Annotated in this window: 20 protein-coding genes; 12 read left to right on the forward strand and 8 right to left on the reverse strand. The window is 70.3% G+C overall.

What is annotated here, in order from left to right; all coding sequences use genetic code 11:
* Positions 1-297 precede the first annotated feature (297 nt).
* Positions 298-639, reverse strand: coding sequence for an STAS domain-containing protein (locus tag IZR01_RS05445; RefSeq protein ID WP_194891914.1), 342 nt, complete (start codon positions 637-639; stop codon positions 298-300).
* Positions 640-816: 177 nt separating this feature from the next.
* Between IZR01_RS05445 and IZR01_RS05450 the strand changes: the two genes are divergently transcribed.
* The 3 genes from IZR01_RS05450 (at position 817) to IZR01_RS05460 (ending at position 3,228) form a co-directional block, all read left to right on the forward strand.
* A complete protein-coding gene (locus IZR01_RS05450; protein WP_194891913.1) occupies positions 817-1,257 on the forward strand; it encodes an ATP-binding protein in 441 nt (146 codons plus the stop codon).
* A 4-nt stretch (positions 1,258-1,261) separates the two neighbouring features.
* Positions 1,262-2,053 carry a SigB/SigF/SigG family RNA polymerase sigma factor gene (locus IZR01_RS05455; protein WP_194891912.1) on the forward strand — a complete coding sequence of 264 codons (792 nt, stop codon included), beginning with the start codon at positions 1,262-1,264 and terminating at the stop codon, positions 2,051-2,053.
* Between the two features lie 182 nt (positions 2,054-2,235).
* Entirely contained in the window at positions 2,236-3,228 is a 993-nt protein-coding gene (locus IZR01_RS05460; protein ID WP_194923108.1) for an anti-sigma factor RsbA family regulatory protein, read from the forward strand.
* A 145-nt stretch (positions 3,229-3,373) separates the two neighbouring features.
* Here IZR01_RS05460 and IZR01_RS05465 read toward each other — a convergent pair whose 3' ends face one another.
* From IZR01_RS05465 to IZR01_RS05480, 4 genes are all read right to left on the reverse strand, one after another.
* Positions 3,374-3,676: a hypothetical protein gene (locus tag IZR01_RS05465; protein WP_194891910.1), complete on the reverse strand. Its 303-nt coding sequence runs from the start codon at positions 3,674-3,676 to the stop codon at positions 3,374-3,376.
* 189 nt (positions 3,677-3,865) lie between these two features.
* The gene (locus IZR01_RS05470; RefSeq protein ID WP_194923109.1) at positions 3,866-5,596 is read right to left on the reverse strand and encodes a thiamine pyrophosphate-dependent enzyme; all 1,731 of its coding nucleotides are present in this window, start codon (positions 5,594-5,596) and stop codon (positions 3,866-3,868) included.
* 61 nt (positions 5,597-5,657) lie between these two features.
* Entirely contained in the window at positions 5,658-5,834 is a 177-nt protein-coding gene (locus IZR01_RS05475; protein ID WP_194891908.1) for a hydrophobic protein, read from the reverse strand.
* Positions 5,835-6,100: 266 nt separating this feature from the next.
* A complete protein-coding gene (locus IZR01_RS05480; protein WP_194923110.1) occupies positions 6,101-8,317 on the reverse strand; it encodes an alpha-N-acetylglucosaminidase in 2,217 nt (738 codons plus the stop codon).
* A gap of 182 nt (positions 8,318-8,499) precedes the next feature.
* Between IZR01_RS05480 and IZR01_RS05485 the strand changes: the two genes are divergently transcribed.
* Both IZR01_RS05485 and IZR01_RS05490 read left to right on the forward strand, forming a co-directional pair.
* Positions 8,500-9,768 (forward strand): ROK family transcriptional regulator, encoded by a 1,269-nt coding sequence (locus tag IZR01_RS05485; RefSeq protein ID WP_194891906.1) that lies wholly within the window; start codon positions 8,500-8,502, stop codon positions 9,766-9,768.
* 150 nt (positions 9,769-9,918) lie between these two features.
* Positions 9,919-11,457 carry an amidohydrolase family protein gene (locus IZR01_RS05490; RefSeq protein WP_194923111.1) on the forward strand — a complete coding sequence of 513 codons (1,539 nt, stop codon included), beginning with the start codon at positions 9,919-9,921 and terminating at the stop codon, positions 11,455-11,457.
* 25 nt (positions 11,458-11,482) lie between these two features.
* Here IZR01_RS05490 and IZR01_RS05495 read toward each other — a convergent pair whose 3' ends face one another.
* On the reverse strand, positions 11,483-12,292 hold the full coding sequence (locus tag IZR01_RS05495) for a TetR/AcrR family transcriptional regulator (RefSeq protein ID WP_323746923.1): 810 nt from the start codon (positions 12,290-12,292) through the stop codon (positions 11,483-11,485).
* 224 nt (positions 12,293-12,516) lie between these two features.
* Between IZR01_RS05495 and IZR01_RS05500 the strand changes: the two genes are divergently transcribed.
* The 3 genes from IZR01_RS05500 to IZR01_RS05510 all read left to right on the forward strand — a co-directional run bounded on the left by IZR01_RS05500 (position 12,517) and on the right by IZR01_RS05510 (position 14,109).
* A complete protein-coding gene (locus IZR01_RS05500; RefSeq protein ID WP_194891903.1) occupies positions 12,517-13,350 on the forward strand; it encodes a YhjD/YihY/BrkB family envelope integrity protein in 834 nt (277 codons plus the stop codon).
* Positions 13,351-13,428: 78 nt separating this feature from the next.
* Positions 13,429-13,725, forward strand: coding sequence for a CsbD family protein (locus IZR01_RS05505; protein ID WP_194891902.1), 297 nt, complete (start codon positions 13,429-13,431; stop codon positions 13,723-13,725).
* Positions 13,726-13,809: 84 nt separating this feature from the next.
* A complete protein-coding gene (locus IZR01_RS05510; RefSeq protein ID WP_194891901.1) occupies positions 13,810-14,109 on the forward strand; it encodes a hypothetical protein in 300 nt (99 codons plus the stop codon).
* A gap of 8 nt (positions 14,110-14,117) precedes the next feature.
* Here IZR01_RS05510 and IZR01_RS05515 read toward each other — a convergent pair whose 3' ends face one another.
* The gene (locus IZR01_RS05515; protein ID WP_194891900.1) at positions 14,118-14,447 is read right to left on the reverse strand and encodes a plasmid stabilization protein; all 330 of its coding nucleotides are present in this window, start codon (positions 14,445-14,447) and stop codon (positions 14,118-14,120) included.
* A gap of 187 nt (positions 14,448-14,634) precedes the next feature.
* Here IZR01_RS05515 and IZR01_RS05520 point away from each other — a divergent pair, with 187 nt between their 5' ends.
* From IZR01_RS05520 to IZR01_RS05530, 3 genes are all read left to right on the forward strand, one after another.
* Positions 14,635-15,327, forward strand: a complete 693-nt coding sequence (locus IZR01_RS05520; protein ID WP_194891899.1) for a hypothetical protein — start codon at positions 14,635-14,637, stop codon at positions 15,325-15,327.
* Between the two features lie 481 nt (positions 15,328-15,808).
* Positions 15,809-17,710, forward strand: coding sequence for an acyl-CoA dehydrogenase family protein (locus IZR01_RS05525; protein WP_194923113.1), 1,902 nt, complete (start codon positions 15,809-15,811; stop codon positions 17,708-17,710).
* 106 nt (positions 17,711-17,816) lie between these two features.
* Positions 17,817-18,668 (forward strand): universal stress protein, encoded by an 852-nt coding sequence (locus tag IZR01_RS05530; protein ID WP_194891897.1) that lies wholly within the window; start codon positions 17,817-17,819, stop codon positions 18,666-18,668.
* Between the two features lie 216 nt (positions 18,669-18,884).
* On the opposite strand, the gene rho is transcribed toward IZR01_RS05530, so the two are convergent.
* Entirely contained in the window at positions 18,885-20,039 is a 1,155-nt protein-coding gene (gene rho / locus IZR01_RS05535) for a transcription termination factor Rho (protein ID WP_369125475.1), read from the reverse strand.
* A gap of 491 nt (positions 20,040-20,530) precedes the next feature.
* On the opposite strand from rho, the gene IZR01_RS05540 reads away from it, so the two are divergent.
* Positions 20,531-21,439, forward strand: coding sequence for an aminoglycoside phosphotransferase family protein (locus tag IZR01_RS05540; protein WP_194923115.1), 909 nt, complete (start codon positions 20,531-20,533; stop codon positions 21,437-21,439).
* Positions 21,440-21,566: the final 127 nt, after the last annotated feature.

Raw genomic sequence — 21,566 nt, forward strand, 5'->3', positions numbered from 1 at the left:
CGACCGCCGCGGGCCTGGGGAAGCCGGCGGCCTAAAACTGGCGGTTTTTTCACAACGCTTTTAGACCCCGTACGCGACCGCCACTTTCCGCACTCGGCTCACGTCCAGCCGGTGACCAAAGCCCCCCAACCCCCGAAGGATCAACGCGGTGCTGCACTGGGCGCGGTGAACGGCGGATCGGCGGATCACCGGCTCAGCCCGGATGTTTCACTCCGGGGAATCCGGCCATGAGGGCGCTGACCGCCTGCCGCCCCCCTCGGACGGTCGGCCGGCGCCCGGCCCGTGCCGGGCGCCGGTTCAGGCGGCGGGGTCGCGCCCGGTGTCCGGGACCGGCCCGGTCAGCGGGAACAGGTCTTTGACACCGGCCAGCTCCAGGACCCGGAGCACCGGTTGGGAAGGTGCGGCCAGGGTGATGGTGCGGTCATTAGCGGTGGCGCGTTGCAGGGTGTGCACCAGGACGCGCAGTCCCATGGAGTCCAGGAAGGTGATCCCCGAGCAGTCGATGAGCAGGTCGGCGGAGCCGTCCCAGCCCTGCTCGATCTCGGACTCGAACCGGGCGTGCGCGGCGAGGTCGACGTCGCCGGCGACGGTGAGTACCACGTGGTCCGCGAACTGCTCCGCGGTGCAAGAGAACTCCATGGCGGCTCCTCATCCTCGACTTCCCCGGCGACGAGCCGCCGACGGTGGTAGCGCACAACAGCTTTGGCCATTCCGGCGGACTCTGTCAACTGATACCTGAATTGTTTCTCGTGATTTTTGGTTCATTAGTAAGCTGGCCGTCCGGTGCGGCGATCGAGAGAGCGTGGGAGAGCGGATATGGATCCTGAATCACGGTCCGAAGGGGCGGCGGTGGCCACCGAAGTCGGGACGGAGACCGTTCTGCTCCGGGTGCCTGCCGATCCCGACTACCTGGCTGTCATCCGGTCAGCCAGCGCGCACGTCGCGACCAAGTTCGGCTGCACGCTGCCGGAGGTCTCCGATCTGCGCTTGGCGGTCGACGAGGCCGGCGGGCTGTTGCTGCGGCACACGGTGCCACAGCGGCCGGCCGGCGGCGCCGCCGACCTGGAGTGCCGCTTCGTCCTGGAGCCGGCGGTGCTTCGGGTGTTCCTCAGCCTCCAGGCGCAGGACGTGGCCGAGCCCGCGGACGACGACTTCGGCTGGACCATTCTCAGCGCGTTGGTGGACGACATCCGGTGGCGGGCCGAGGGCCCGACGGTGCGGGTCGAGATATTGAAGCGCCGTTCGGCCGGGAGGTGAGGCGATGGAGACGTCCACCGAACCGCAGGACTATGCCCGCGAACGGGCCGCGGCCCGCGCCGCCCTGGCCCGGCTCAGGAGGATGCCGTCCGAGGACCCCGAGTACGACGGGCTGCGCGAGTACGTCATCGGTGAGTACATGTCCTACGCCCGCTACATAGCGGGCAGATTCCGCCAGCGCGGCGAGTCCCAGTCGGATCTGGAACAGGTGGCCTATGTCGGCCTGGTCAAGGCGGTCGACAACTTCGACCCCGACTACGGCGCGACGTTCCTCACCTACGCCACCCCGATGATCACCGGCGAGGTCAGGCGGCACTTCCGGGACACGTCCTGGGATGTGCACGTCCCGCGCCGGGTGCAGGAGAACGCCCTGGCGGTGCGGGCCGCGGAGCGGGAACTCACCCAGCAGCTCGGGGTCCCGCCGAGCGCCGGCGAGATCGCGGAGCGTCTGGACCTGTCGGCCGACGAGGTCGCGGAGGCGTATGAAGCCAGTGCCGCGCACTCCGCGGCGTCCCTGGACGTACCGGTGGCGATGGCCGACGGCGACGGCGCCAGCCTCGGGGACCTGATGGGCGACGACGACCCCGGGTTCGACCTGGTCGTCGACCGGGAAGCGCTCAAGCCGCTGCTCGCCGAGCTCGGGGCCCGCGACAAGCGGATCCTGCTGATGCGGTTCTTCCGGTCGATGTCGCAGAAGCAGATCGCCGACGAGCTCGGGGTCTCGCAGATGCAGGTGTCCCGGTTGCTGACGCAGATCCTCGGGCGGTTGCGTGAGGGCGTCGAGGCCCGGCGCTGAGCGCGCCCGGCCGAGCTGCTCGTTTAGCGGGCGCCGAAGCGGTAATCCGTGGACGGTGCCCCCTGGCGACTTCGACCGGCGGGCGGGCCGGCAGGCGCGGGCCCGGACCGCGGGCCGACGCCCGCCGTCCGGCGAGTCGCCGACAACGGCGAACCGGTCAGTCGTCTGTGTGAGGTGAGAGAATGAGCGGTCCCGCCTTCGCTGCTCAGGCCCCCGTTCCGGCGGAGTCGTTCCGCCACGAGGCCTTCCTGTACTCCGGCGACGAACACTTCGTGGCGGGCGCGACCACCTTCGTGCGCGGTGCCCTGGACGCCGGACAGGCCGTCCTGGTCGCGGTCGTCGAACCCCGCGCCCGCCTGCTGCGGCTCGCGCTGGGCCGGGACGCCGACCGGGTCGAGTTCCTGGACATCGCCGACGCCGGCCGCAATCCCGCCCGGATCATCCCCGCCTGGCAGGACTGGGTCGACCGGCACGCCGGCGACGCCCGGGGATTCCGGGGGATCGGCGAACCGATCTGGGCCGGCCGCACCCCGAGCGAGATCGTCGAGTGCCAGCACCACGAGCGGCTGCTCAACACGGCCTTCGACGACGGCCCGGGCTGGTGGCTGCTGTGCCCCTACGATCTGGACGCCCTGCCCGGGCCGGTGATCGAGCGCGCGTACGCCGACCACCCCGGCGTGGTGGTCGGCGACACCAGGCGGCCGGGCTTGGCCGGTGCGCACTCCGGCCCCGGTTCGGCGGCCGTCGTGCCCGCCGCCATGCCCGCCGAACCGCTGGAGGACCCGCCGGGGCCGGTGTACGAGCTCGGCTTCGATCTGGCGAGCCTGGGAACGCTGCGCGACCGCGTCGCGCAGTTCGCCGAGCCCGTGGTGGGCCGCCGAGGAGCCGCCAACGCGGTCCTGGTCGTCAGCGAACTGGCGGCGAACAGCATCAAATACGGCGGCGGGGCCGGCATCCTGCGCCTGTGGCGCGACGTCGCGGCCCTGGTCTGCGAGGTACGGGACGACGGGGTGATCACCGACCCGCTGGCCGGCCGGCGCCGGCCCTCCGTCCTGGTGGGCGGCAAGGCCGGGCTGTGGATCGCCAACCAGGTGTGCGATCTGTTGCAGATCCGGTCGGCGCCGGGACGGGGGACTGTCGTCCGGGCCCGCCTCGGCGGCGCCGGCGGGGCTTGAGGTTCCGAGCTTGAGGTGTGCCCAGGCTTGAGGCGCCGAGCTTGAACTGCCGGGTCGGCGGCGGGGCTTGAGGTGCGCCAGCCGGCCCGGGCGGTGCTGTGACGCACTCGGTGCCCGGGCCGGGGATATCTCATCTCGCGTGGGTCTACAAGTCGTTGATGACCCGGCGCAGTATTGCGCCCACGACGAGATAGAAGAGCGCCGCGATGCCGTAGTTCAGCACCACGTTGAGATCGTGGCTGCTGGGCGTGAAAAGGTTCAGGAACCAGGTCGCCAGCCAGCTCGCCCAGTCGCCGTCCGTGCTCACGATGTCGTTTCCACCGTTGGCGTTGAGCAGGACGAAGACAATGTGCGCCACGATGATGACGGCGAGGATGACGGTCGCCAGGAAGACGAGGTCACCGGGCGCGCGTCGGTGGTAGAACCGTGTGCGGGTCTCAGTGGACACCAGAGAGATCCTTTCTCGGCAATGGAATCGAAACCGTGTTGTTACGGTATCGGCGGAAGGAACACGGTCCCCGCTTTCAGTGGCCGATTCATTGGTCGGCCGACTTCGGTCCTGATACCCGGTCCACAGAAATGAAACTGTGGATCTGTGCGTGAAGAAAAACAAGGCGGTGTGCGGTAAAAGCTATTCTCAGGACTTGGCGCCCCGGCCGCCGATGCCTTCCTTCAGCTTGGCGATGGCGAATCCCCACGCCTGATCGACCCCGGTCTTGGGCGGCAGGGCGATCTCCTCGGGATTGGTGACGACGTCCAGCAGGTACGGCCCCGGCGCGGCCAGCGCCGTGCGGACGGCGGCCTCCAACTGTTCCGGCTCGGTGACCCTGGCCGCCTGCATCCCCATGGCGGCGGCGACCGCGGCCAGATCGGGGTTGGCCAGTCCGGTGCCGAATTCCGGAAGCCCGCCCTGTTCCTGTTCGAGCTTCACCATGCCCAGCCGGCCGTTGTCGAAGACCACGAGTTTGACCGGGAGTTCGTGGGCGAGTGCGGTCAACAACTCGCCGAGCAGCATCGTCAGGCCGCCGTCCCCGCAGAACGCGACGACCGGCCGTCCCCGGTCCAGCGCCGCCGCGCCCAGCGCCTGCGGGAGTGCGTTGGCCATCGAACCGAGGTTGAAGGACCCGATCAGGCGGCGGGTCCCGCGCATCGTCACGCAGCGCGCCAGCCAGACGGTGGACATGCCGGTGTCGGTGGTGAACACGGTGTCGTCGGCGGCGTGGGTGTCGACGAGCGTGGCCAGCGCCTCGGGCCGGATCCTGGCCTCGCTGTTGTCCAGCCGGGAGCGGACCTTGCCCAGCAGCCCGTGGTCGAAGTCCGGATCGGTCAGCCGGTGCTGGCGGCTCTGCCAGTGCTCGTAGTCCGAGCGTGCGCGCTCCAGGTGGGTCCGGTCTTGTTTGCCGCGCAGCCGCTTCAACAGTGCCGTGACGCTCAGGCCGGCGTCGCCGACGATCCCGACGTCCACCGGCGTACGGCGGCCGATGTGGTCGGCGTGGACGTCGATCTGCACGGTCGGGGTCTTGTCCGGCAGCCATTCCGGATAGGGGAAGTCTGTGCCGATCATGAGCAGGGCGTCGGCCGTCTCGAACGCCTCGCGGGTGGCCGGGTTGCCGATCAGACCGCTCTGGCCGATCTGGAAGGGGTTGCCGTCCTCCAGCCCTTCCTTCGCCTTCAGCGTCAGGACCATGGGAGCGGCCAGCCGATCGGCCAGTTCCAGCAGCGGATCGCGGCAGTCCCGGGCTCCGGCCCCGACGAGCATCGTCACGGTCTCGGCGTCGTCCAGGAGCCGCACGGCGCGGGTGATCTCCCCGTCGTCGGGGGTCAGGTGTGCCGGGACGCGGGTGATGTGCACGACGCTGTCCTTCGCCACCGCCGCCGAACCGATGTCGCCGGGCAGTGTGAGTACCGACACCCCGGGCTTGGCGTACGCGATCTGCACCGCTTGTTCCAGCACCCGTGGCATCTGGCTCGCGGCGGTCACGGTGTGCCGGAAGGCGGCCACGTCACGGAACACCGCGTCGTTGTCGACCTCCTGGAAGTAATCGGCACCCAGTTCGGCCGACGGGACCTGGCCGCAGATCGCCAGCACCGGCGCGTGCGACTTCTTGGCGTCGTAGAGGCCGTTCAGCAGGTGCAGCGCTCCGGGCCCCACCGTTCCCATGCAGACCCCGATGGTCCCGGTGAGCTGTGCCTGGGCGCTCGCGGCGAACGCCGCCGCCTCCTCGTGCCGGGTCCCGATCCACTCGATGCGCTCCTGCCGCCGGATCGCGTCCGTCACGGGGTTGAGCGCGTCGCCGACGACCCCCCACACGGTGCGTACTCCGAGGTCGGCCAAGGCGGTGACGATCTGTTCGGCGACAGTGGTCATGGCGTCCTTCCTCATGTCGGGTACCGGTCCGGCCCAGAGCGGGCCGGCACCGTGTCGTCGGTCACCAGCGCCCGTACCAGCGGCGCCGACCGCCCGCCGCCTCCTCGCCGCGGCGGATACCGAACCCGATCAGCCAGGCGGCGAACACGATCACGGCGATGACCCACAGGGCGTGCGCCGCGAAGCCGAGGCCACCCAGAACAAGAGCCACCAGGAGAACCAGCAGAATGACAGCCATGACGTTGTATTCCTTTCCGCGGGCCGCCATGGAGCCGGAATCGGAGCCCGCTGAATCGTTGTGAAGCGTCCTTGTGGCTCGCGATGGACATCTCAAACAACACAGCGAAACCCGAGCGGATAAATCCGCGGATAAACCTCTGGAGAAGATCGGGCGCAGGCGCTCGGACCTGCGCGCCAATGTCTCGTCATGCACGAGCCGAATGTATCGGCCCGGTCAGGACCGCGGATTGCGACTCCGATCCCGCGCGGCGGCGCGGTTCCGGATCACGACCGTGCCGTCGGCGCTGCCGGAGCGATCGGCGGCAGCGCGGCGGCGACCGCCGAGGCGACGGTGTACGGATCGCCCGTGGTGGTGGTCGGGTAGGAGTTCGCGGCGTGCGCCCACGCGTCGTCCATCGCGAAGAAGTCGATCGGCGCCGGGGCGGTGCCGGTGGACAGCGCGGTGTCCAGCGACGCGAAGTACGCCGACCAACGCTTCGCGTACAAGTCCCGGATGATCCCGGAGTACTCGCGGGCCGCGTAGTCGCGCAGGCCGTTGTCGTCGGCCTGGGTGCGCTCGCCCCAGGTCGTGATGATCGAGCGGGCGTCGTACTGGAGCCGCGCCCGCTCGGCGGGGTCGGCCGACCAGGAAGCGGTGCCGGCCAGCCAGGTGCCGGCCAGGAAGTGCGGGTCGGTCGCGGTGAGCCGGTCCAGGGTCGCCTCGTCGGTGTTCCATTCGGCGACCAGCGCCCGGAACGTGGTCAGGTCCTTGGCCGTGTAGGCGGCGTTGATCTGCGGAAGCAGGACCCTGCTTCGGTTGTCGAGCGCCTGCCGCGCGGTGTTGACGAGGTCGAACTTGTAGGCGGAGGTCGACCGCAACGCCGGGGCCACGTTCAGCAGGTCGTGCAACGCGGTCTGAACGGTGCTCGCGTCGTACCGCATCGCGTCGGGGGACCAGGACGCCGTGGTGGCGGCGGTCAGCGCGGGCCGGGCGGTGAACAGGCTGTCCTGGGGCTCGTCCCAGGTGCCGGCGGCCATGCTGTATGGGCCCTGACGCAGCTCGTCCCATGCCGCGGCGGCGGCCGGATCGGGACCGCCGTAGCGGGCGGCGGAGTAGTTCGCGAACCAGGCGGACTGGTCGATGGGGGAGCTCGACCAGGCCAGATCGGCGAACAGCGCGAAGGCCGCGGGGTCGGTGCCGGTGCCCTCGGGCATGAAGGCGATGCCCCGCTCCATGCTCCCGCTCTTGGTCAGCCACTGGTGGAACCGCGACACCCACACCGCGCTGTTCGCCCCGAACGTGTTCTTGCCACCGAAGTCCGGGATGGTGCCGAAGGCGTACGGCGTCCCGCCCCAATCGGACTCGCGGTCGAGGTTGTCATAGCGGTCCGACAACCCGTCGACGATCAGCATCCGGCTCTTGTCGACGCCGGCGAGCAAGGCGGCTGAAGGATTGCTCTGCCATCCCAGAATGACCCAGGTCGCATTGGGGTGGGCCTGCTCCAGCGCGGACTGGATCGCGGTCGCCGCGGTGGTGACGTCGATGTTGCCGGGCGTCCCGCCCTCCTGTAGCGGGTCCATCTTGAACATCGTGCTGTTCCCGAAGTCCGCCGACTGCGCGGCGTAGTAGGACGCTGCGACCTTGGCGAACGCCGGATCGTTCGGATCCAGCCAGGACGGCCGGGTGAAGCCGACCCAGTCGCCGGGGGCTATGACGTTCGTGCCGGGGTTGCGGGCGGCGAAGTCGGCGGGGACCGTGCCGAAGTAGCCGGGCAGGACCGGCGTCATCCCGAGGGCCCGCAGCTGGTCGCATATCCGGCGGCCCAGGGCGGCCCGGGCGTTGATGAGCTGTGCGGAGACCGGCCCGTCGAAGCTGTCCATGTTCTGCATCAGCCACCAGGGCTGGTGGGCCGGCGACGGGATCCAGGACTGGAGATCGGTGGGGGAGTAGCCGAACTTCTGGAGCGCGTCGTAATACGGCTTCTCCGCGCCGACGGTCACCAGCATCTCGTTGATGCCGTGCAGAGCCAGCACGTCGATCTCGTGCTGGTAGTCGGCGAAGGTCCGGTAGGCGCCGGAATAGCCGGCGTCGGTGTCGTTGAGCGCGTAGCGGTTGGGGACGACCGCGGCGTCGGTGAACGCCGACGGCACCGCCGGCAGCCTCGTGGGCAGCCGGGTTGTGCTGTCGGCTGGGAAGCCGATGTCCACGTGCGCGACGTTGCGCAGATACCAGCCGACACCGGTGAGCAGCGTGGCCGGGGACGTGCCCCGCACCGTGACGGCGCCGGCCCGGCCGGACACCGTGAAGGAGTCGGCGCCGGTTGCCGACCGGGGCTCGGCGATCAGCGAGATCTGCCTCGCCTGCGCGGGCAGCAAGCGGTGCAGGCTCGCCACGGCGGCGCCGGTGTCGAAGGGTGCTGCTGCATGCTCAACTGCCGTGGCACTGGCCGGAGCGGCGATTGCGCCGAGGGTAGTCAGAGCCAGGGATACGATCCCGGCCATGGCTCTCACAACGAGTGGGATTCTTCTCACGATGTCTCCTGCCCGTGGCGCGGCGAGTGGGTATCGTTCATTACGAACGGTTCGTTAGATAATCTGGGTGGACTAGACCGCTGTCAAGACCCATATTGGCGAGCCCTGAATTCAGATGCCTGAATCAGCCGAGCGAAGGAACGACGCAGACCATGTCCGATCAGGTGGCCACCGGCCCGCACGTGCTGCGGCGGATCAACATCAGCGCCGTCCTGGGCGCCCTGCGCGCCGCCGAGGACGCCACCGCGCGGGTGTCCGACCTGATGGCGGCCACCGGCCTGTCCCGTCCCGCTGTGACCCGGGCGCTCGCCGCCCTGGGCCGGGCCGGGGTCGTGGCGTTCCTGGACGCCGAACCCACGGCGCTGGGCCGCCCGGCGGCCCGGGCGCGGTTCCGGGCCGAACTCGGGCACGTGGCCGGGATCGACATCGGACCGCGCACCATGACCGTGGCCATCGCCGACCTGTCCGGCGCGGTGCGGGCCCACCGGCGGCTGGCCACCCCGCCGCAGCCGACCGGGCCGCGGCTGGTCGAGCTGATGCGCTCGGGACTGGAGGAGTTAGCACAGGAGGCGGGGGTCCCGGTGGGGAGCCTGTGGGCGGTCGGCCTCGGGACACCCGGAATCGTCGACCACGAGCGCGGCGTTGTGGTGGTCGCGCCGAGCATCCCGGGCTGGACCGGGCTGCCGATGCTGTCCGGGCTCCGGGACTGGCTGGGTTGTCCGGTGCTGATCGACAACGACGTCAACCTCGCGGTGCTGGCCGAACGGCAGGTAGGCGCGGGGGCGGCCGGCACGACGATGCTGTACGTCCACTGGGGCGAGCGCATCGGGGCCGGCCTCGTCGTCGACGGCAAACCGTATCGCGGCGCCTCCTCGGCGGCCGGCGAGCTCGGGTTCCTGGACCTGCTCACCCCCGTGGACGACACGCCGCCCGGAGTGGCCGGCGGCCTGGGCCCGTTCGAGCGGCTGGCCGGAGCGGCTGAGATCCGGCGGTTGGCAGGGATCGATGACGGGACACTGACAAGCGACCCCGCCGACCCCGCCGACCCCGCCGAGGCTGACCGAGCCGACGCTAACAGCACCGATCGCGCTGACCCCACCGACCGCGCCGACCTCCGGCCGTTCTTCGACGCGATCGCATCCGGAGAGCCCGCGGCCATGGCCGTGCTGGACCAGGTCGCGGGCCGCTTCGCTCGAGGCCTGGCCGCCATGGTCCTGATGCTCGACCCGGGCCGGGTGGTCATCGGCGGCGGCCTCGCCCACGGCGGCGACGTCCTGCTCGACGCGGTGCGGCGGCGCCTGGAGCCGTTGCTCTTGGTGCCCTGCGAGGTGCGGCTGTCGGCACTGCGCGAGAACGCGGTGGCGCTCGGCGCGGTCCGCATGGCCCTCGATCATGCTGAGCAGCGGCTGACAGACATGTGACGGCGCCGCATTTCGTCACGCCCCACCGACCCCGAGACGAAACGTGAATCGTCACTGTCCGCGTGACGAAATTCGACCCGATTCCCTTTACACAGTGGGCAAAGAGCGACTATCGGCCGCAGTCCGAGGCGAGTGTGTACAGTCCTTATTATGACTCGTACAACGTATTCACCGTCACGCCGTTCCGTCCTCGTCGGCGGGCTCACGGCCGCCGCGGTGGTCAGTGCGCAGGCCATTGCGACAGGTGCCGCGGCCGCCACGACCGGGCGTCCCGGCGACCGCGGTGAAGACCTCGTTCTCACTCACGCGACCGTCGTCGATCCCGTTGACGGCAGGGCTCGCCCCGATGTCACGATCCTGATAAGCGGCGGCCGGATCGTGCGCACCGGGCCGTCGGCTCTGGTGCCGGTCCCCGACGGCGCGACCGTCGTCGATCTGCGCGGCAAGTTCGTGATTCCGGGCCTGGCCGACATGCACACGCACGGCCTGGCCTACGAGCAGATCGACCCGGCGCTGTACGTGGCCAACGGGGTTACCACGGTCCGGGACATGGCCGGCAACGCGCTGGTGCGGGGTTTCCGCACGAAGATCGAGGCCGGGACGCTGCTGGGCCCGCGGTACACGGTCGGCAGCCGGATCATCGACGGCTCGCCCTCGATCTGGGATCCCAACCTGCTGGACGTGATCTCCGTGGCCGACGCCGACGAGGGCCGTCAGGCGGTGCGTCAGGCGGTCTCCGAGGGCGCCGACTTCGTGAAGGTGTACTCGCGGGTGTCGGAGCCGGCGCTGCGGGGGATCGCGGCCGAGGCGCAGGCGCAGGGGATCCGCTTCGCGGGGCACTGTCCGGACGAGGTGCCGATGACCGAGGCGGCCGAGTTGGGCCAGGCCAGCTTCGAGCACATGTTCTGGACGCTGCTGGGCACCTCGTCGCAGGAGTCTGAGATCCGGGCCCGGATTCACCAGATCCGGTTGGCCCTGGGCGACTACGCGGGCTGGTTCAAGGACATCCACCCGCTGGAACTGCTGGCGTCGAGCACGCACAGCAAGGCCAAGGCCCAGGCCTTGTACGCGCGGTTCGTCGAGCATCGCAGCCGCCAGGTACCGACCCTGATCATGCACCAGGGCCTGGACTACGCGCGCACGCTCGACCAGCACGACCCGCGTAACCGCTACCTGCCCGCATCGTCCCAGGGCGGCTACGACTACGCCCTGGAGGAGCTCTACCTCAAGGACCGGGCGCCGAGCGAGGACGCCGGCTGGGCCGGGCTGTTCGAGTACCGGTTGCGGCTGGTCAACGAGATGCACCGGGCCGGCGTGCCGATCATGGTGGGCACGGACACCGGCACCCCCGGCGTGTTCCCCGGCTTCGCCGTGCACGACGAGCTGCGCCTGCTGGTCCGGGCCGGCCTCAGCCCGCGCGCCGCGCTCTACGCCGCGACCGTCGAGCCGGCGGACTACCTCGGCGTCGCGACCGGCCGGGTCGCCGAGGGATACCTGGCCGACCTGGCGGTGCTGGACGCGAATCCGTTGCGGGACATCACGAACACCACGAAGCTGTCCGGCGTCGTGGTCCGCGGCCGCTACGTCGGGCCGGACGAGCGTACGCAGCTTCTGGCGGACGTCGCGAAGGCCGCGGCCGGGATGCCCGAGTCCGCGGTGGCCTCGGCCGGATGCCCTTGCCACAGCTGAGAACCGCTGCCTTCAATCCACCACATCAAGGGCTCGCCGGTTCCAGCATCACGCCGAATCCGTCCAGGAGGCGCTGTAGTCCGAACTCGAAGAGGGCCTCCGACTCAGTGGCCCGCAACGCCTCCTCGCCGAACTGGGACACCATCGGCAGGTTCCGCGAACTGCGGTCGAACGCCTCCTTGCGCGCCGCCATCCAGTCCCGCCGGTTGAGCCCGCCGGTGCGCGGCCCGTGGCCCTGGGCCAGCGCGATGCTCTGCACGAACGAGCTGACCAGCGCCGCGATCTGCACCATGGCCGAGTACGGGAATCCGCAGTCTGCCACCGCCCGCAGCCGCCAATCGGTGTAGGCCATGACATTCGTGCTCGCGGGCGGGTGCGAGATCAGGTCGGTGACCCGGGGCAGCCACGGGTGCGCCTGATACAGCGCCCACTCCGAGCGCGCGGACAGCTCCAGCCGCGCCCGCCAACCCCGCGGCCCGCCGCTCTCCGGCAACGACCGCTCGCCGAACACGGCGTCGGTGATCAGGTCGATCAGCTCGTCGCGCCCGGAGACGTACCGGTACAGCGACATCACCCCCACGCCGAGCCGCGCGGCCACGCCCCGCATGGTCAACGCCTGCGCGCCCTCCTCATCGGCGAGCCCGATCGCGGCCCGTACGATCTGCTCGGCGCCGAGCGGCACCCGCTCGACCGGCTCCACGCCGCGCTCCGCCACCCGCTCCCGATAGGCCTTGCTGCGACACGCGCGCGAGCAGTACCGCGGCGGGCGGCCCCGACCCGCTGACGTCAGCGATGTGCCGCAGACCCGGCAGTCCATCGGCGCCCCTTTCGTCACACTGCTTCGGGTCAGCATATCGTCTCGTTCAGCGTGACGAAAAGGCCCTCGAAGGCGGAGGGCTACTTGCTCTTCTGTCGACAGGCTGCCAGTGCCATACGGCGTATTTCTGACTCGTACCTCCGAGCCCGCGATGGCTATACGCCTTCCAGTCGCCTGAGCCATGGGGGAGTGCTTGCATCGCTTGTGACCGTCATGCACGGCGTGCTGCGAGGAGATCGGAAATGGACGGCGAGTCTGCCTACGAGCTGCCGACCGGCAGGTATGCACGTTGGCGGGAGCGTTGTAGCCGCAGCGTCCTGGGCAACGTGTGGCGCGGCGGCACGCAACTGGAGCTGCTCCGGCGTTCCATGGCCTTCGCGACGCTGGGCCTGGTGGCGCTGGCGCCGCTGCTCGTGGTCGTGGCGGCGGTCAGCCCGTCCTCGCAGAAGGGACTCGGGCAGTGGGTCGTCGACGGGATGGGCCTTCCCCCGAATACAGCAGTGCCGGTGCTGCGGCTCTTCGCGGCGCACCATCGCGAGGTGGGCCAGATCGGGATCCTCGGCCTGGCGCTGCTGGCGGCGTTCGGCCTCGCCTTCGTGACGGACGTCCAACTCAGCTACCAACGGATCTGGGAGATTCCCCCGGAGTCCTGGCGGCAGGCCTGGCGCCGGGTGGTGTGGCTGGCCGCCCTGATCGGCTACCTCGCCTTCGAGGTGGAGAGCAATGCGCTGCTGCGGCACGGATTGGTGGAGCAAGCCGTGCGGATCATCGTCTTCGTCACCGCCGCGTTGTCCTTCTTCTGGTGGGGGCAGTACTTCCTGCTGGCCGGCCGCGTCCCCTGGGGCTGGCTGCTCCCCGGCGCGCTGGCGACCGTCGCGGGCCTGAGCGGCCTGCGGGCGTTCTCGGCGCTGGTGTTCAAGCCGATGATCACCTCCAGCGCGCAGGACTACGGGATGGTCGGCGTGGTCCTGGTCGTGCTGTCCTGGCTGATCGGCGTGGGATTCGTCATCTTCGGCGGGGCGCTGGCCGGGCGGTACTACTGCGAGCGGGTCATCAATCGCAGACCGGTCGGCTGACGCCCGACCGTTTCATACCGCGCGCGGCGGGACAGGAGGGCGCTTCACGACGATCGACTTCACAGGAAGGGATCCACCATGAGTGTCGGTGACAAGGCCAAGCACACGGTCCAGGACGCCAAGGGCAAGATCAAGGAAGCCGTCGGCAAGGCCACGGGGAACGAGCAGGCGCAGGCTGAGGGCCAGGCCGATCAGGACGTGGCGCACGCCGAGCAGGCGGCCGACAAGGCCAAGGAGACCGCGAAGAACCTCGGCCACAAGGCGACGGGGAAGGCCAAGGAAGTGGCCGGGGCCGTCACCGACGACGACGGCCTGGAAGCCAAGGGCAAGGCCGAGCAACTGATCGCGAAGGGCAAGCAGCACCTCAACAAGTAGCGGCATGGTTTCGCGGGTTCCGGGAGCGTCCCGGGGCCCGTGGCGGCGCACCGCGCACAGGCCCCGATGGCTTAGGAGCAGACGATGACAGCTTGGATCCGCGCGTACCCGGGCTCGGCCCTGCCGCGCCGCCTGACCGCCGAGGACGTCGAATACCTCGACGGCGCGCTGCGGCACGCGTACGGCGTCTTCCCCCACGACCCGGCCACCGGGCTGGACCTGGCCCGGACCATGGCGGCCAGCGTCCTGAACCGGCGCGGCCTGGACGCCGCCGAGCTGCTGCGTCCGTTCCACGCCTCGCCGACCTCTGACGCCGGGGAGATCCGGCAGACTCTGGACGCGCTGGCCGTCGCCATCGACCGGATCGCGGTCGATGGCGGATAGGAACCGGCTCACCGCACGCCCAGTGCCTGCTCCAGCTCAGCCTTGGTCATCTTCGACCGGCCCTGGATATTGCGGTGCCGGGCCTCGTTATAGAGCTGCGCCTTGGTCCGGCCGCGCGGCCCGCTGCGCCCCGAACGCTTGCCCCCGCGCTGCCCCGAGGAGATGTCGGTCTTGGACAGCCGGCTGGAGTGCTCGGCTTCGCCCTTGCGGGCTCGTTCCTTGTTGACGGTGCGCGCCGCGATCTCCTCGGCCCGCTTATCCGAAACGCCGCGTTCCTCGGCCTGGTCCTTGATGTGCTCGTATTGGCGTTCGCGCTTTGCACTCCACGCTCTGGGCATGATGTCCTCCCTGGGCTCGGTGATTTCCGGATCAACGTTTCGAGATCAACGATTTCCGGACGAACGTTTTCGCGCGCCCGCATGCCCGGTGTCGTAGCGGATAAACAGCCGTTTATCTTCTGGGGCCCTGGATATACGTGGTGCTTACGACTTACGTGGTGCTTACGACTATCGAGAGGATTCTGAGATGCAGGACACCCTCGAATACGTGATTGGCAGCCGGGTCCAGTGTGCCGGGGACGATTGCGGCGAGGTGGCGTTCGTCGTCGTCGATCCGGTCGCCGACAAGCTCACCCACCTGGTGGTTCGGCCGGATGACGAGGTCGACCTGGCCCGCCTGGTCCCGGTGCACATCGCCGTGCCCGGCGCGGACGGCGTCGAACTGAACTGCACGCGCGCCCGCTTCGACGAGTTCGAACCGGCGTCGCAGACCTTCTTCCTGCCCGACGCCGAGCGCCTCGGGGCCGGCGGCGCCGCCCACGGCGACCGGGTCCTGGAGTGGCCGCTCTACGGGCTCGTCCTGAGCCCCACCAACATCATGGGCATCGCGCCGGGCGCGGACCCGCTGCCCACCACGACCGTGGAGCACATCCCGGTCGGCGAGGTCGGCGTCCGCCGGGGCGAGCGCGTCCAGGCCGCCGACGGCGAGATCGGCCGGGTGCGGGGCCTGCTGGTCATGGCCCCGGACAGCTCCGTGACCCACGTGCTCCTGGACGAGGGACACCTGTGGGGCCGCAAGCGGGTCGCCATCCCGATCCGGGACGTGACCGGGATCGGCGTGGACGGGGTGGAGGTGCGGCTGACCAAGGACGAGATCAAGGACTTGCCGCCGGTCGACGTCGCGGGGTTGGAAGCCGAGCCGGCGGATACCGCCGGCTGACGGCATGCTGCTGATGCCTCGGGCCGAGCCGTAACCGCTCCGACGACCTGCGCGGTGACCGCGGATCGCGCCCATTCGGGTGGGGCCCGTTTCGTCGCGGCGATCCCGGGCACGCGGACCCGATGAGTGGAAACCCTGTCGCCGACACTGTCCCGCCCATGCCGGCACCGCCGGTTCGCCCTGGTGGTCCTGAGCCTGAGCCGCCTGTTCCGACGCCTCCGAGGCCCGGTCCCGAGCCGGTTCGGCCGCCGCGACCCGGCCCGGAGCCTGTCCCGCCGCCGCGGCCCTTCCCCGAGCCCACGCCGCCTAGTCCGGTTCCGCGCCCCGACCCGCAGCCCGAACCCATGCCGAGTCCGGCCGAGCCGCCCGGCCTGGCGTTGTAGTACTACCGGCCTGGCGCTGTAGTAGTCGCCATAGCTGTCATCGCCTCTATCGCCTCTATCGCCTCTATCGCCGCGATCGCCGAACCCAGGAGCGACCAATGCCGTCCTTACCCGCCGACGTCGATCCACGTACCCTGACCCCGGTCCTGGACGGCCGCTGGGCCGCCCTGCGCGCCGAGGTCCGGGCGCGGATGGCGGCCGAGCCCTACCGGGACCCGGTCGGCCTCGACGTGGAAGCGCACCGTGCCCTGGTCTTCGACCAGCTCCAGGCGCTCGCCACGACCGACGTCCCCGGGCTCGGCTTCGACAAGGCATACGGCGGTGGGGGCGACATCGGCGGCTCGGTCGTGTCGTTCGAGATGCTGGGCTTCGGCGATCTGTCGCTGATGGTCAAGGCCGGTGTGCAGTGGGGCTTGTTCGGCGGTGCCGTGCAGCTGCTGGGCACCGGGCCACATCACGAGCGCTACCTGCGCCGTATCAAGGACCTGGACCTGCTCGGCTGTTTCGCGATGACCGAGCACGGCCACGGATCGGACGTGCAGCACCTGCGGACCACCGCGACCTACGATCCGGAGACCGCCGAATTCGTCGTCCACACCCCGGATCGCGCCGCCACCAAGGAGTACATCGGGAACGCCGCGCGCGATGGCCACGCGGCGGTGGTGTTCGCGCAGCTCATCACGCACGGCCAGGCCCGCGGCGTGCACGCCTTCATGGTCCCGATCCGCGATGCCGGCGGCCAGGCGGCGCCCGGCGTCGTCATCGAGGACTGCGGCCCCAAGGCCGGCCTCAACGGCGTCGACAACGGCCGCCTGGCCTTCGACCACGTCCGCGTCCCCAGGGACGCCCTGCTCAACCGGTTCGGCGACGTGGCCCCGGACGGCACCTACTCCAGCCCGATCGAAGGCGACGCCCGCCGCTTCTTCACCATGCTCGGCACGCTGATCCGGGGCCGCGTCAGCGTCGGCGGCAGCGCCGGGAGCGCGACCAAGCGGGCCCTGACCCTGGCCGTGCGCTACGCGGAGCGCCGCCGCCAGTTCGCGAAGCCGGACGGCGAGGAGGTGGTGATCCTGGACTACCTGGGCCACCAGCGCCGCCTGCTGCCCGCCCTGGCCACCACCTACGCGCTGCACTTCGCCCAGGACGAACTCGTGGCCGCGCTCCACGACACCGCCTCCGACGCGCCGGAGGAGGAACAACGCCGGCTGGAGTCCCGCGCCGCCGGCCTCAAGGTCGCCAACACCTGGCACGCCACCGCCACGATTCAGAACGCCCGCGAGGCCTGCGGCGGCGCCGGCTACCTCGCCGAGAACCTGTTGCCCGGCCTGAAGGCCGACACCGACGTCTTCACCACCTTCGAAGGGGACAACACGGTCCTGCTCCAGCTGGTCGCCAAGGGGCTGCTGACCGACTACAAGGACGCCTTCCAGAACCTGAGCCCGCTGGCCACCGCGCGCTTCGCCGCCGAACGCGTCCTGGGCGCGGTGGCCGAGCGCACCGCGGCCCGCAAGGTCGTCGACGCCGTCGACCGGCTGACCGAGGGCGACGACCGCGAGGCGCTGTTCGACCGCGACTGGCAGCTCAAGCTGTTCCAGGACCGTGAGCAGCACGTCTTGGCGGGCGTCGCCGACCGGCTCCGCAAGGCCGGGCCGGACCCGTTCGCCGTGTTCAACGCCGCCCAGGACCACGTCCTGCGCGCGGGCCGGGTCCACATCGACCGCCTCGTGCTGGAAGCGTTCGTCCACGCGATCGGCCGCTGCCCGGACCCCGACGCGAAGGCACTGCTGGAGCGCGTCTGCGACCTGCACGCGCTGGCCAACATCGAGGCGGACCGCGCCTGGTTCCTGGAGCACGGACGCCTGAGCGCCGGCCGGTCCAAGGCCGTCATCAGCGCGGTGAACACATTGTGCGCCGAGCTGCGGCCGCACGCGCGGACCCTGGTGGACGCCTTCGGGATCCCCGAGCAGTACCTCGCGGCGCCGATGCTGGATGCGGGCTGACCTCCCGTGTCTACTAGCTGCCCCGGCCACTTGCGGAGATGATCGACTAATAGGAGTGGATCAACCGGGCAAGGCGTCAGAACCCCGAGCAGGGAGGCGCAACAACATGGAATCCGGAGCCGCCATGGAATCCGGTGTCGTCGTCGGCTACGACCAGCGTCCCGCCGGCGAGCGGGCGCTCGCCGAGGCTGCGGCGGAGGCGGATCGACGCGAGGTCCCGCTGATGGTGATCCACGCGCTCCACCACGCACCCGCGGCACCACCCGAGACTTCCGCAACCCAGGACCCCGTCGATCAGGCCGCCGACCAACTCCGGGCCGACCACCCCGGTCTGGCGATCCTCACCAGGGAGCTGGAAGGCCCCACCCCCACCATCCTGGCCGAACAGTCCTCGGACGCGGACCTGCTGGTACTGGGGCACCACGGCCGCGACGGCTTCCTGCGCCCCGGCTCCGTCGCCCGGCACACGGTGGCCCGCGCCACCTGCCCGGCCCTGGTGGTGCGCGGCTCGGAACACCGGACCCGGGGCACGGTCGTGGCCGCTGTCGACATCGGCGACAGCGCCGCCGAACTCCTCGATTTCGCCTACGCCGAGGCCGCCGCACGCGGCGCCCGCCTGAAGGCGGTCAGCGCACCCGGCACGCTGTGGCCACGCGTCTACACCGGCGACGCCGGCCCGCTCGGCCGTGCCCCGACCCAGGCCGCGGAGCGCGCCGAGGAGGCACTGGAGCAGGTGCTACAACCCTGGCCGGACCAGTACCCCGACGTAGTGACCGACCACGAACTCATCGAAGGCTCACCCACGGCATTCCTCACCGGCGCGACCACCTACGCCGACCTCATCGTCGTCGGCGCCCACCGCCGCGCAGACGGCCGCCCCGGCATGCGCGTCGGCCCGGTCGCCCAGACGCTGCTGCTGCACGCCGACTGCCCGGTCGCGCTCGTCCCGCACGACTGAGGTACCTCGAAACCCGCCCGCTCGAAACCGCGCCGCCTTGAAGACTGCCCGGCTCGAAGACTGCCCGGCTCGAAGACTGCCCGGCTCGAAAACTGCCCGGCTCGAAACCGCGCCGGCTCGAAGACTGCCCGGCTCGAAAACTGATGGGCTGGCGCGCGCTACCTATCTCAGGACTCTGCCGTATCAGCCCTCTGCCGTTTCAGCCCCCGGCCGGCCTCAGACCCCCGCCGGCGTCGTCTGCCGAATCGACCGAAGAAACACATCGTTCCCGCTAGTCAGCTTCATCCGCTCCAGCAGCAGCTCAGCCGCCTGCTGAGTCGGCCGGGAAAGCAGCACCCGCCGCAGTCGTCGCAGCGCGTCGAGCTCGTCGCCCGGGACCAGGAGTTCCTCGCGCCGGGTGCTGGACCCGGCGACGTCGATCGCGGGGAAGATGCGCCGGTCGGCCAGGGCGCGGTCCAGCCGCAGCTCCATGTTGCCGGTGCTCTTGAGCTCCTCGAAGAAGTAGTCGTCAGCGCGGGATCCGGTGTCGACGAGCGCGGTGGCCAGGATCGTCACCGAGCCGCCCTCTTCCAGGTTCCGGGCGGCGCCGAAGAGGCGCTTGGGGGCGGCGACGGAGGCGGCGTCGACGCCACCGGACAGGGTGCGGCCGCCGGACTTGGCGTTGTTGTTGTGGGCCCGGCACAGGCGGGTGATGGAGTCGAGCAGGATCACGACGTCCTGCCCCGCCTCGGCCAGCCGCTTGGCGCGCTCCACGGCGAGTTCGGCGACGGCGATGTGCTCGCTGACCGGCCGGTCGAAGGTGGAGGCGATGACCTCGGCGGCCACCGAGCGGCGCATGTCGGTGACCTCTTCGGGGCGCTCGTCGAGCAGCACGACCATCAGGTGGCACTCGGGATGGTTGACGGTGACCGCCCGCGCGATGGCCTGCAGGAGCATGGTCTTGCCGGTCTTGGGCGGGGCCACGATCAGGCCGCGCTGGCCCTTGCCGATCGGGGAGACCAGATCGATGGCGCGGGTGCTGTATCGCGCCGCATCGGTCTCCAGCCGCAGCCGCTGGTGGGGATGGAGCGGAGTCATGTCCCCGAACCGCGGCCGGGTGTGCGGCTGGTCCGCGGGCCGGCCGTTGACGGTGTCGACGCGCAGCAGCGGTCGGGCCTTGTCGGAGGTCTTGCCGGACTTGGAGGTGTAAGAGTCATCAGAGGCGTCGGACGGGTCGAGGGCGGCGGCGCCGACGATGAGGTCGCCGGGGCGCAGTCCGTGCCGACGGACCAGGGCCGGCGGGACGTACAGGTCCCGAGGGCCCGGCGCATAGCCGTCCACACGCAGGAAGCCATGCTGATCCTGCTGGTCGAGAATCCCGACGACCGGCATGACCGGCTGCGGATCCTGGGCGGTTTTGCTCCCAGCGTTCCTAGCGCTTCCAGCGCTCGCCGCCTTGCTGCGGGACTGCCTGGTCTTGGGAGATTCGGTCTTGGGGTGTTCGAGTGTTGCGGTACTCATGAGGAGTCCTTTCAAGGACAGAAGGGGGAGAGCGAGCCGTGCCGGTCGTCGGAGATTCACGAAGCGAGCGGCGGGTCACCGGAAACCACAGCGGACGGAGAAGTCCAGCTCTGCGCGCTCAATACGCGGGTCTGGAGACTCAGGTCCGGCGGTGAAGAAACGCCCTGCTGACGAGAACATCAGGTGGGCAATGAAAACTGAAGGTGCATCGATAGCCGCGACATCAGAAATCAGCGGATCTTTGGGATGCTGAGGCTACAGTAGCACATGGTTCGTGGTGCCCAGCCCAATCCGGCCTGACCGACCCTGCGGCCCCGAGAAATCCCGTTGCGTCGGTCCAGCCCCCAGGTCAGGATCACGCCATGGTGATCTCCACTCTGGACGGCCGCGCCGGCATCGACGCAGCCCTGGTCAAGCGCCTGATCGCGGCGCAGTTCCCGCAGTGGGCCGACCTGCCGGTGGTCCCGGTCGAGCGCGACGGCAACGACAACCGCACCTATCGCCTCGGCGAGGAGATGACCGCGCGCCTGCCGACCGCCGCCGGCTACGTGGCCGGTGTCGCGAAGGAGAACGAGTGGCTGCCACGCCTCGCGCCGCACCTGCCGCTGCCGATCCCGAAGGTGCTGGGGACCGGCGCGCCGGGGGAGGGGTATCCGCATCCGTGGTCGATCCGGAACTGGCTGCCCGGCACGACGCTGGACCTGGAGCGGCTGGCCGACCCCGCCATGTTCGCGACCGACCTGGCCGCGTTCATCCACGCGCTTCAGGCCTGCGACACCACCGACGGCCCGCTGGCCGGCGCGCACAGCTTCTACCGCGGCGCCTCCCCGGCCCACTACGACGACGAGACCCGCCGCCTGCTGACAGAGCTCGAAGGCCGCGTCGACACCCGGCGCGCCGCAGCGGTCTGGAAAGCCGCCCTGGCCGCCGAGTGGACCGGCGCCCCGGTCTGGTTCCACGGCGACCTGGCCACCGGCAACCTGCTCATCGACCACGGCCGGCTGTCCGCCGTGATCGACTTCGGCACCAGCGGCGTCGGCGACCCGGCCTGCGACCTGGTCATCGCCTGGGTGACGCTGACCGGCCGGGCCCGCGAGGCCTTCCGCGGCGCGGTCCGTCAGGATCCGGCGACCTGGGCCCGGGCCCGTGGCTGGGCACTGTGGAAGGCGCTGATTCAGTTCGCTGAGGCGATCCGCGACCACCCGGCCACGGCGCCGACCTTCGAGCGGGTCATCTCCGACGTCCTGGACGACCACGATCTGCATGGCTAACTAGTAGCTTGTCGCTTCTAATGTTTGGGATATAGGTGGCGGAGTCGGGTGCGGGCGTCGTCGGTGGTGAAGTGCCAGTGGACTTGGCGCTGGTCGGCGTTGACGGCGGTGGCCCAGGCCGCGAGTT

This window comes from Catenulispora pinisilvae (genome assembly GCF_015356865.1).
Classification (GTDB): domain Bacteria; phylum Actinomycetota; class Actinomycetes; order Streptomycetales; family Catenulisporaceae; genus Catenulispora; species Catenulispora pinisilvae.

Bases quoted from the DNA above. Each gene is read 5' to 3' on its own strand.
- IZR01_RS05445 (WP_194891914.1), bottom strand. From the start codon at position 639: ATGGAGTTCTCTTGCACCGCGGAGCAGTTCGCGGACCACGTGGTACTC.
- IZR01_RS05450 (WP_194891913.1), top strand. From the start codon at position 817: ATGGATCCTGAATCACGGTCCGAAGGGGCGGCGGTGGCCACCGAAGTC.
- IZR01_RS05455 (WP_194891912.1), top strand. From the start codon at position 1,262: ATGGAGACGTCCACCGAACCGCAGGACTATGCCCGCGAACGGGCCGCG.
- IZR01_RS05460 (WP_194923108.1), top strand. From the start codon at position 2,236: ATGAGCGGTCCCGCCTTCGCTGCTCAGGCCCCCGTTCCGGCGGAGTCG.
- IZR01_RS05470 (WP_194923109.1), bottom strand. From the start codon at position 5,596: ATGACCACTGTCGCCGAACAGATCGTCACCGCCTTGGCCGACCTCGGA.
- IZR01_RS05475 (WP_194891908.1), bottom strand. From the start codon at position 5,834: ATGGCTGTCATTCTGCTGGTTCTCCTGGTGGCTCTTGTTCTGGGTGGC.
- IZR01_RS05480 (WP_194923110.1), bottom strand. From the start codon at position 8,317: ATGGCCGGGATCGTATCCCTGGCTCTGACTACCCTCGGCGCAATCGCC.
- IZR01_RS05485 (WP_194891906.1), top strand. From the start codon at position 8,500: ATGTCCGATCAGGTGGCCACCGGCCCGCACGTGCTGCGGCGGATCAAC.
- IZR01_RS05490 (WP_194923111.1), top strand. From the start codon at position 9,919: ATGACTCGTACAACGTATTCACCGTCACGCCGTTCCGTCCTCGTCGGC.
- IZR01_RS05500 (WP_194891903.1), top strand. From the start codon at position 12,517: ATGGACGGCGAGTCTGCCTACGAGCTGCCGACCGGCAGGTATGCACGT.
- IZR01_RS05505 (WP_194891902.1), top strand. From the start codon at position 13,429: ATGAGTGTCGGTGACAAGGCCAAGCACACGGTCCAGGACGCCAAGGGC.
- IZR01_RS05510 (WP_194891901.1), top strand. From the start codon at position 13,810: ATGACAGCTTGGATCCGCGCGTACCCGGGCTCGGCCCTGCCGCGCCGC.
- IZR01_RS05515 (WP_194891900.1), bottom strand. From the start codon at position 14,447: ATGCCCAGAGCGTGGAGTGCAAAGCGCGAACGCCAATACGAGCACATC.
- IZR01_RS05520 (WP_194891899.1), top strand. From the start codon at position 14,635: ATGCAGGACACCCTCGAATACGTGATTGGCAGCCGGGTCCAGTGTGCC.
- IZR01_RS05525 (WP_194923113.1), top strand. From the start codon at position 15,809: ATGCCGTCCTTACCCGCCGACGTCGATCCACGTACCCTGACCCCGGTC.
- IZR01_RS05530 (WP_194891897.1), top strand. From the start codon at position 17,817: ATGGAATCCGGAGCCGCCATGGAATCCGGTGTCGTCGTCGGCTACGAC.
- rho (WP_369125475.1), bottom strand. From the start codon at position 20,039: ATGCCGGTCGTCGGGATTCTCGACCAGCAGGATCAGCATGGCTTCCTG.
- IZR01_RS05540 (WP_194923115.1), top strand. From the start codon at position 20,531: ATGGTGATCTCCACTCTGGACGGCCGCGCCGGCATCGACGCAGCCCTG.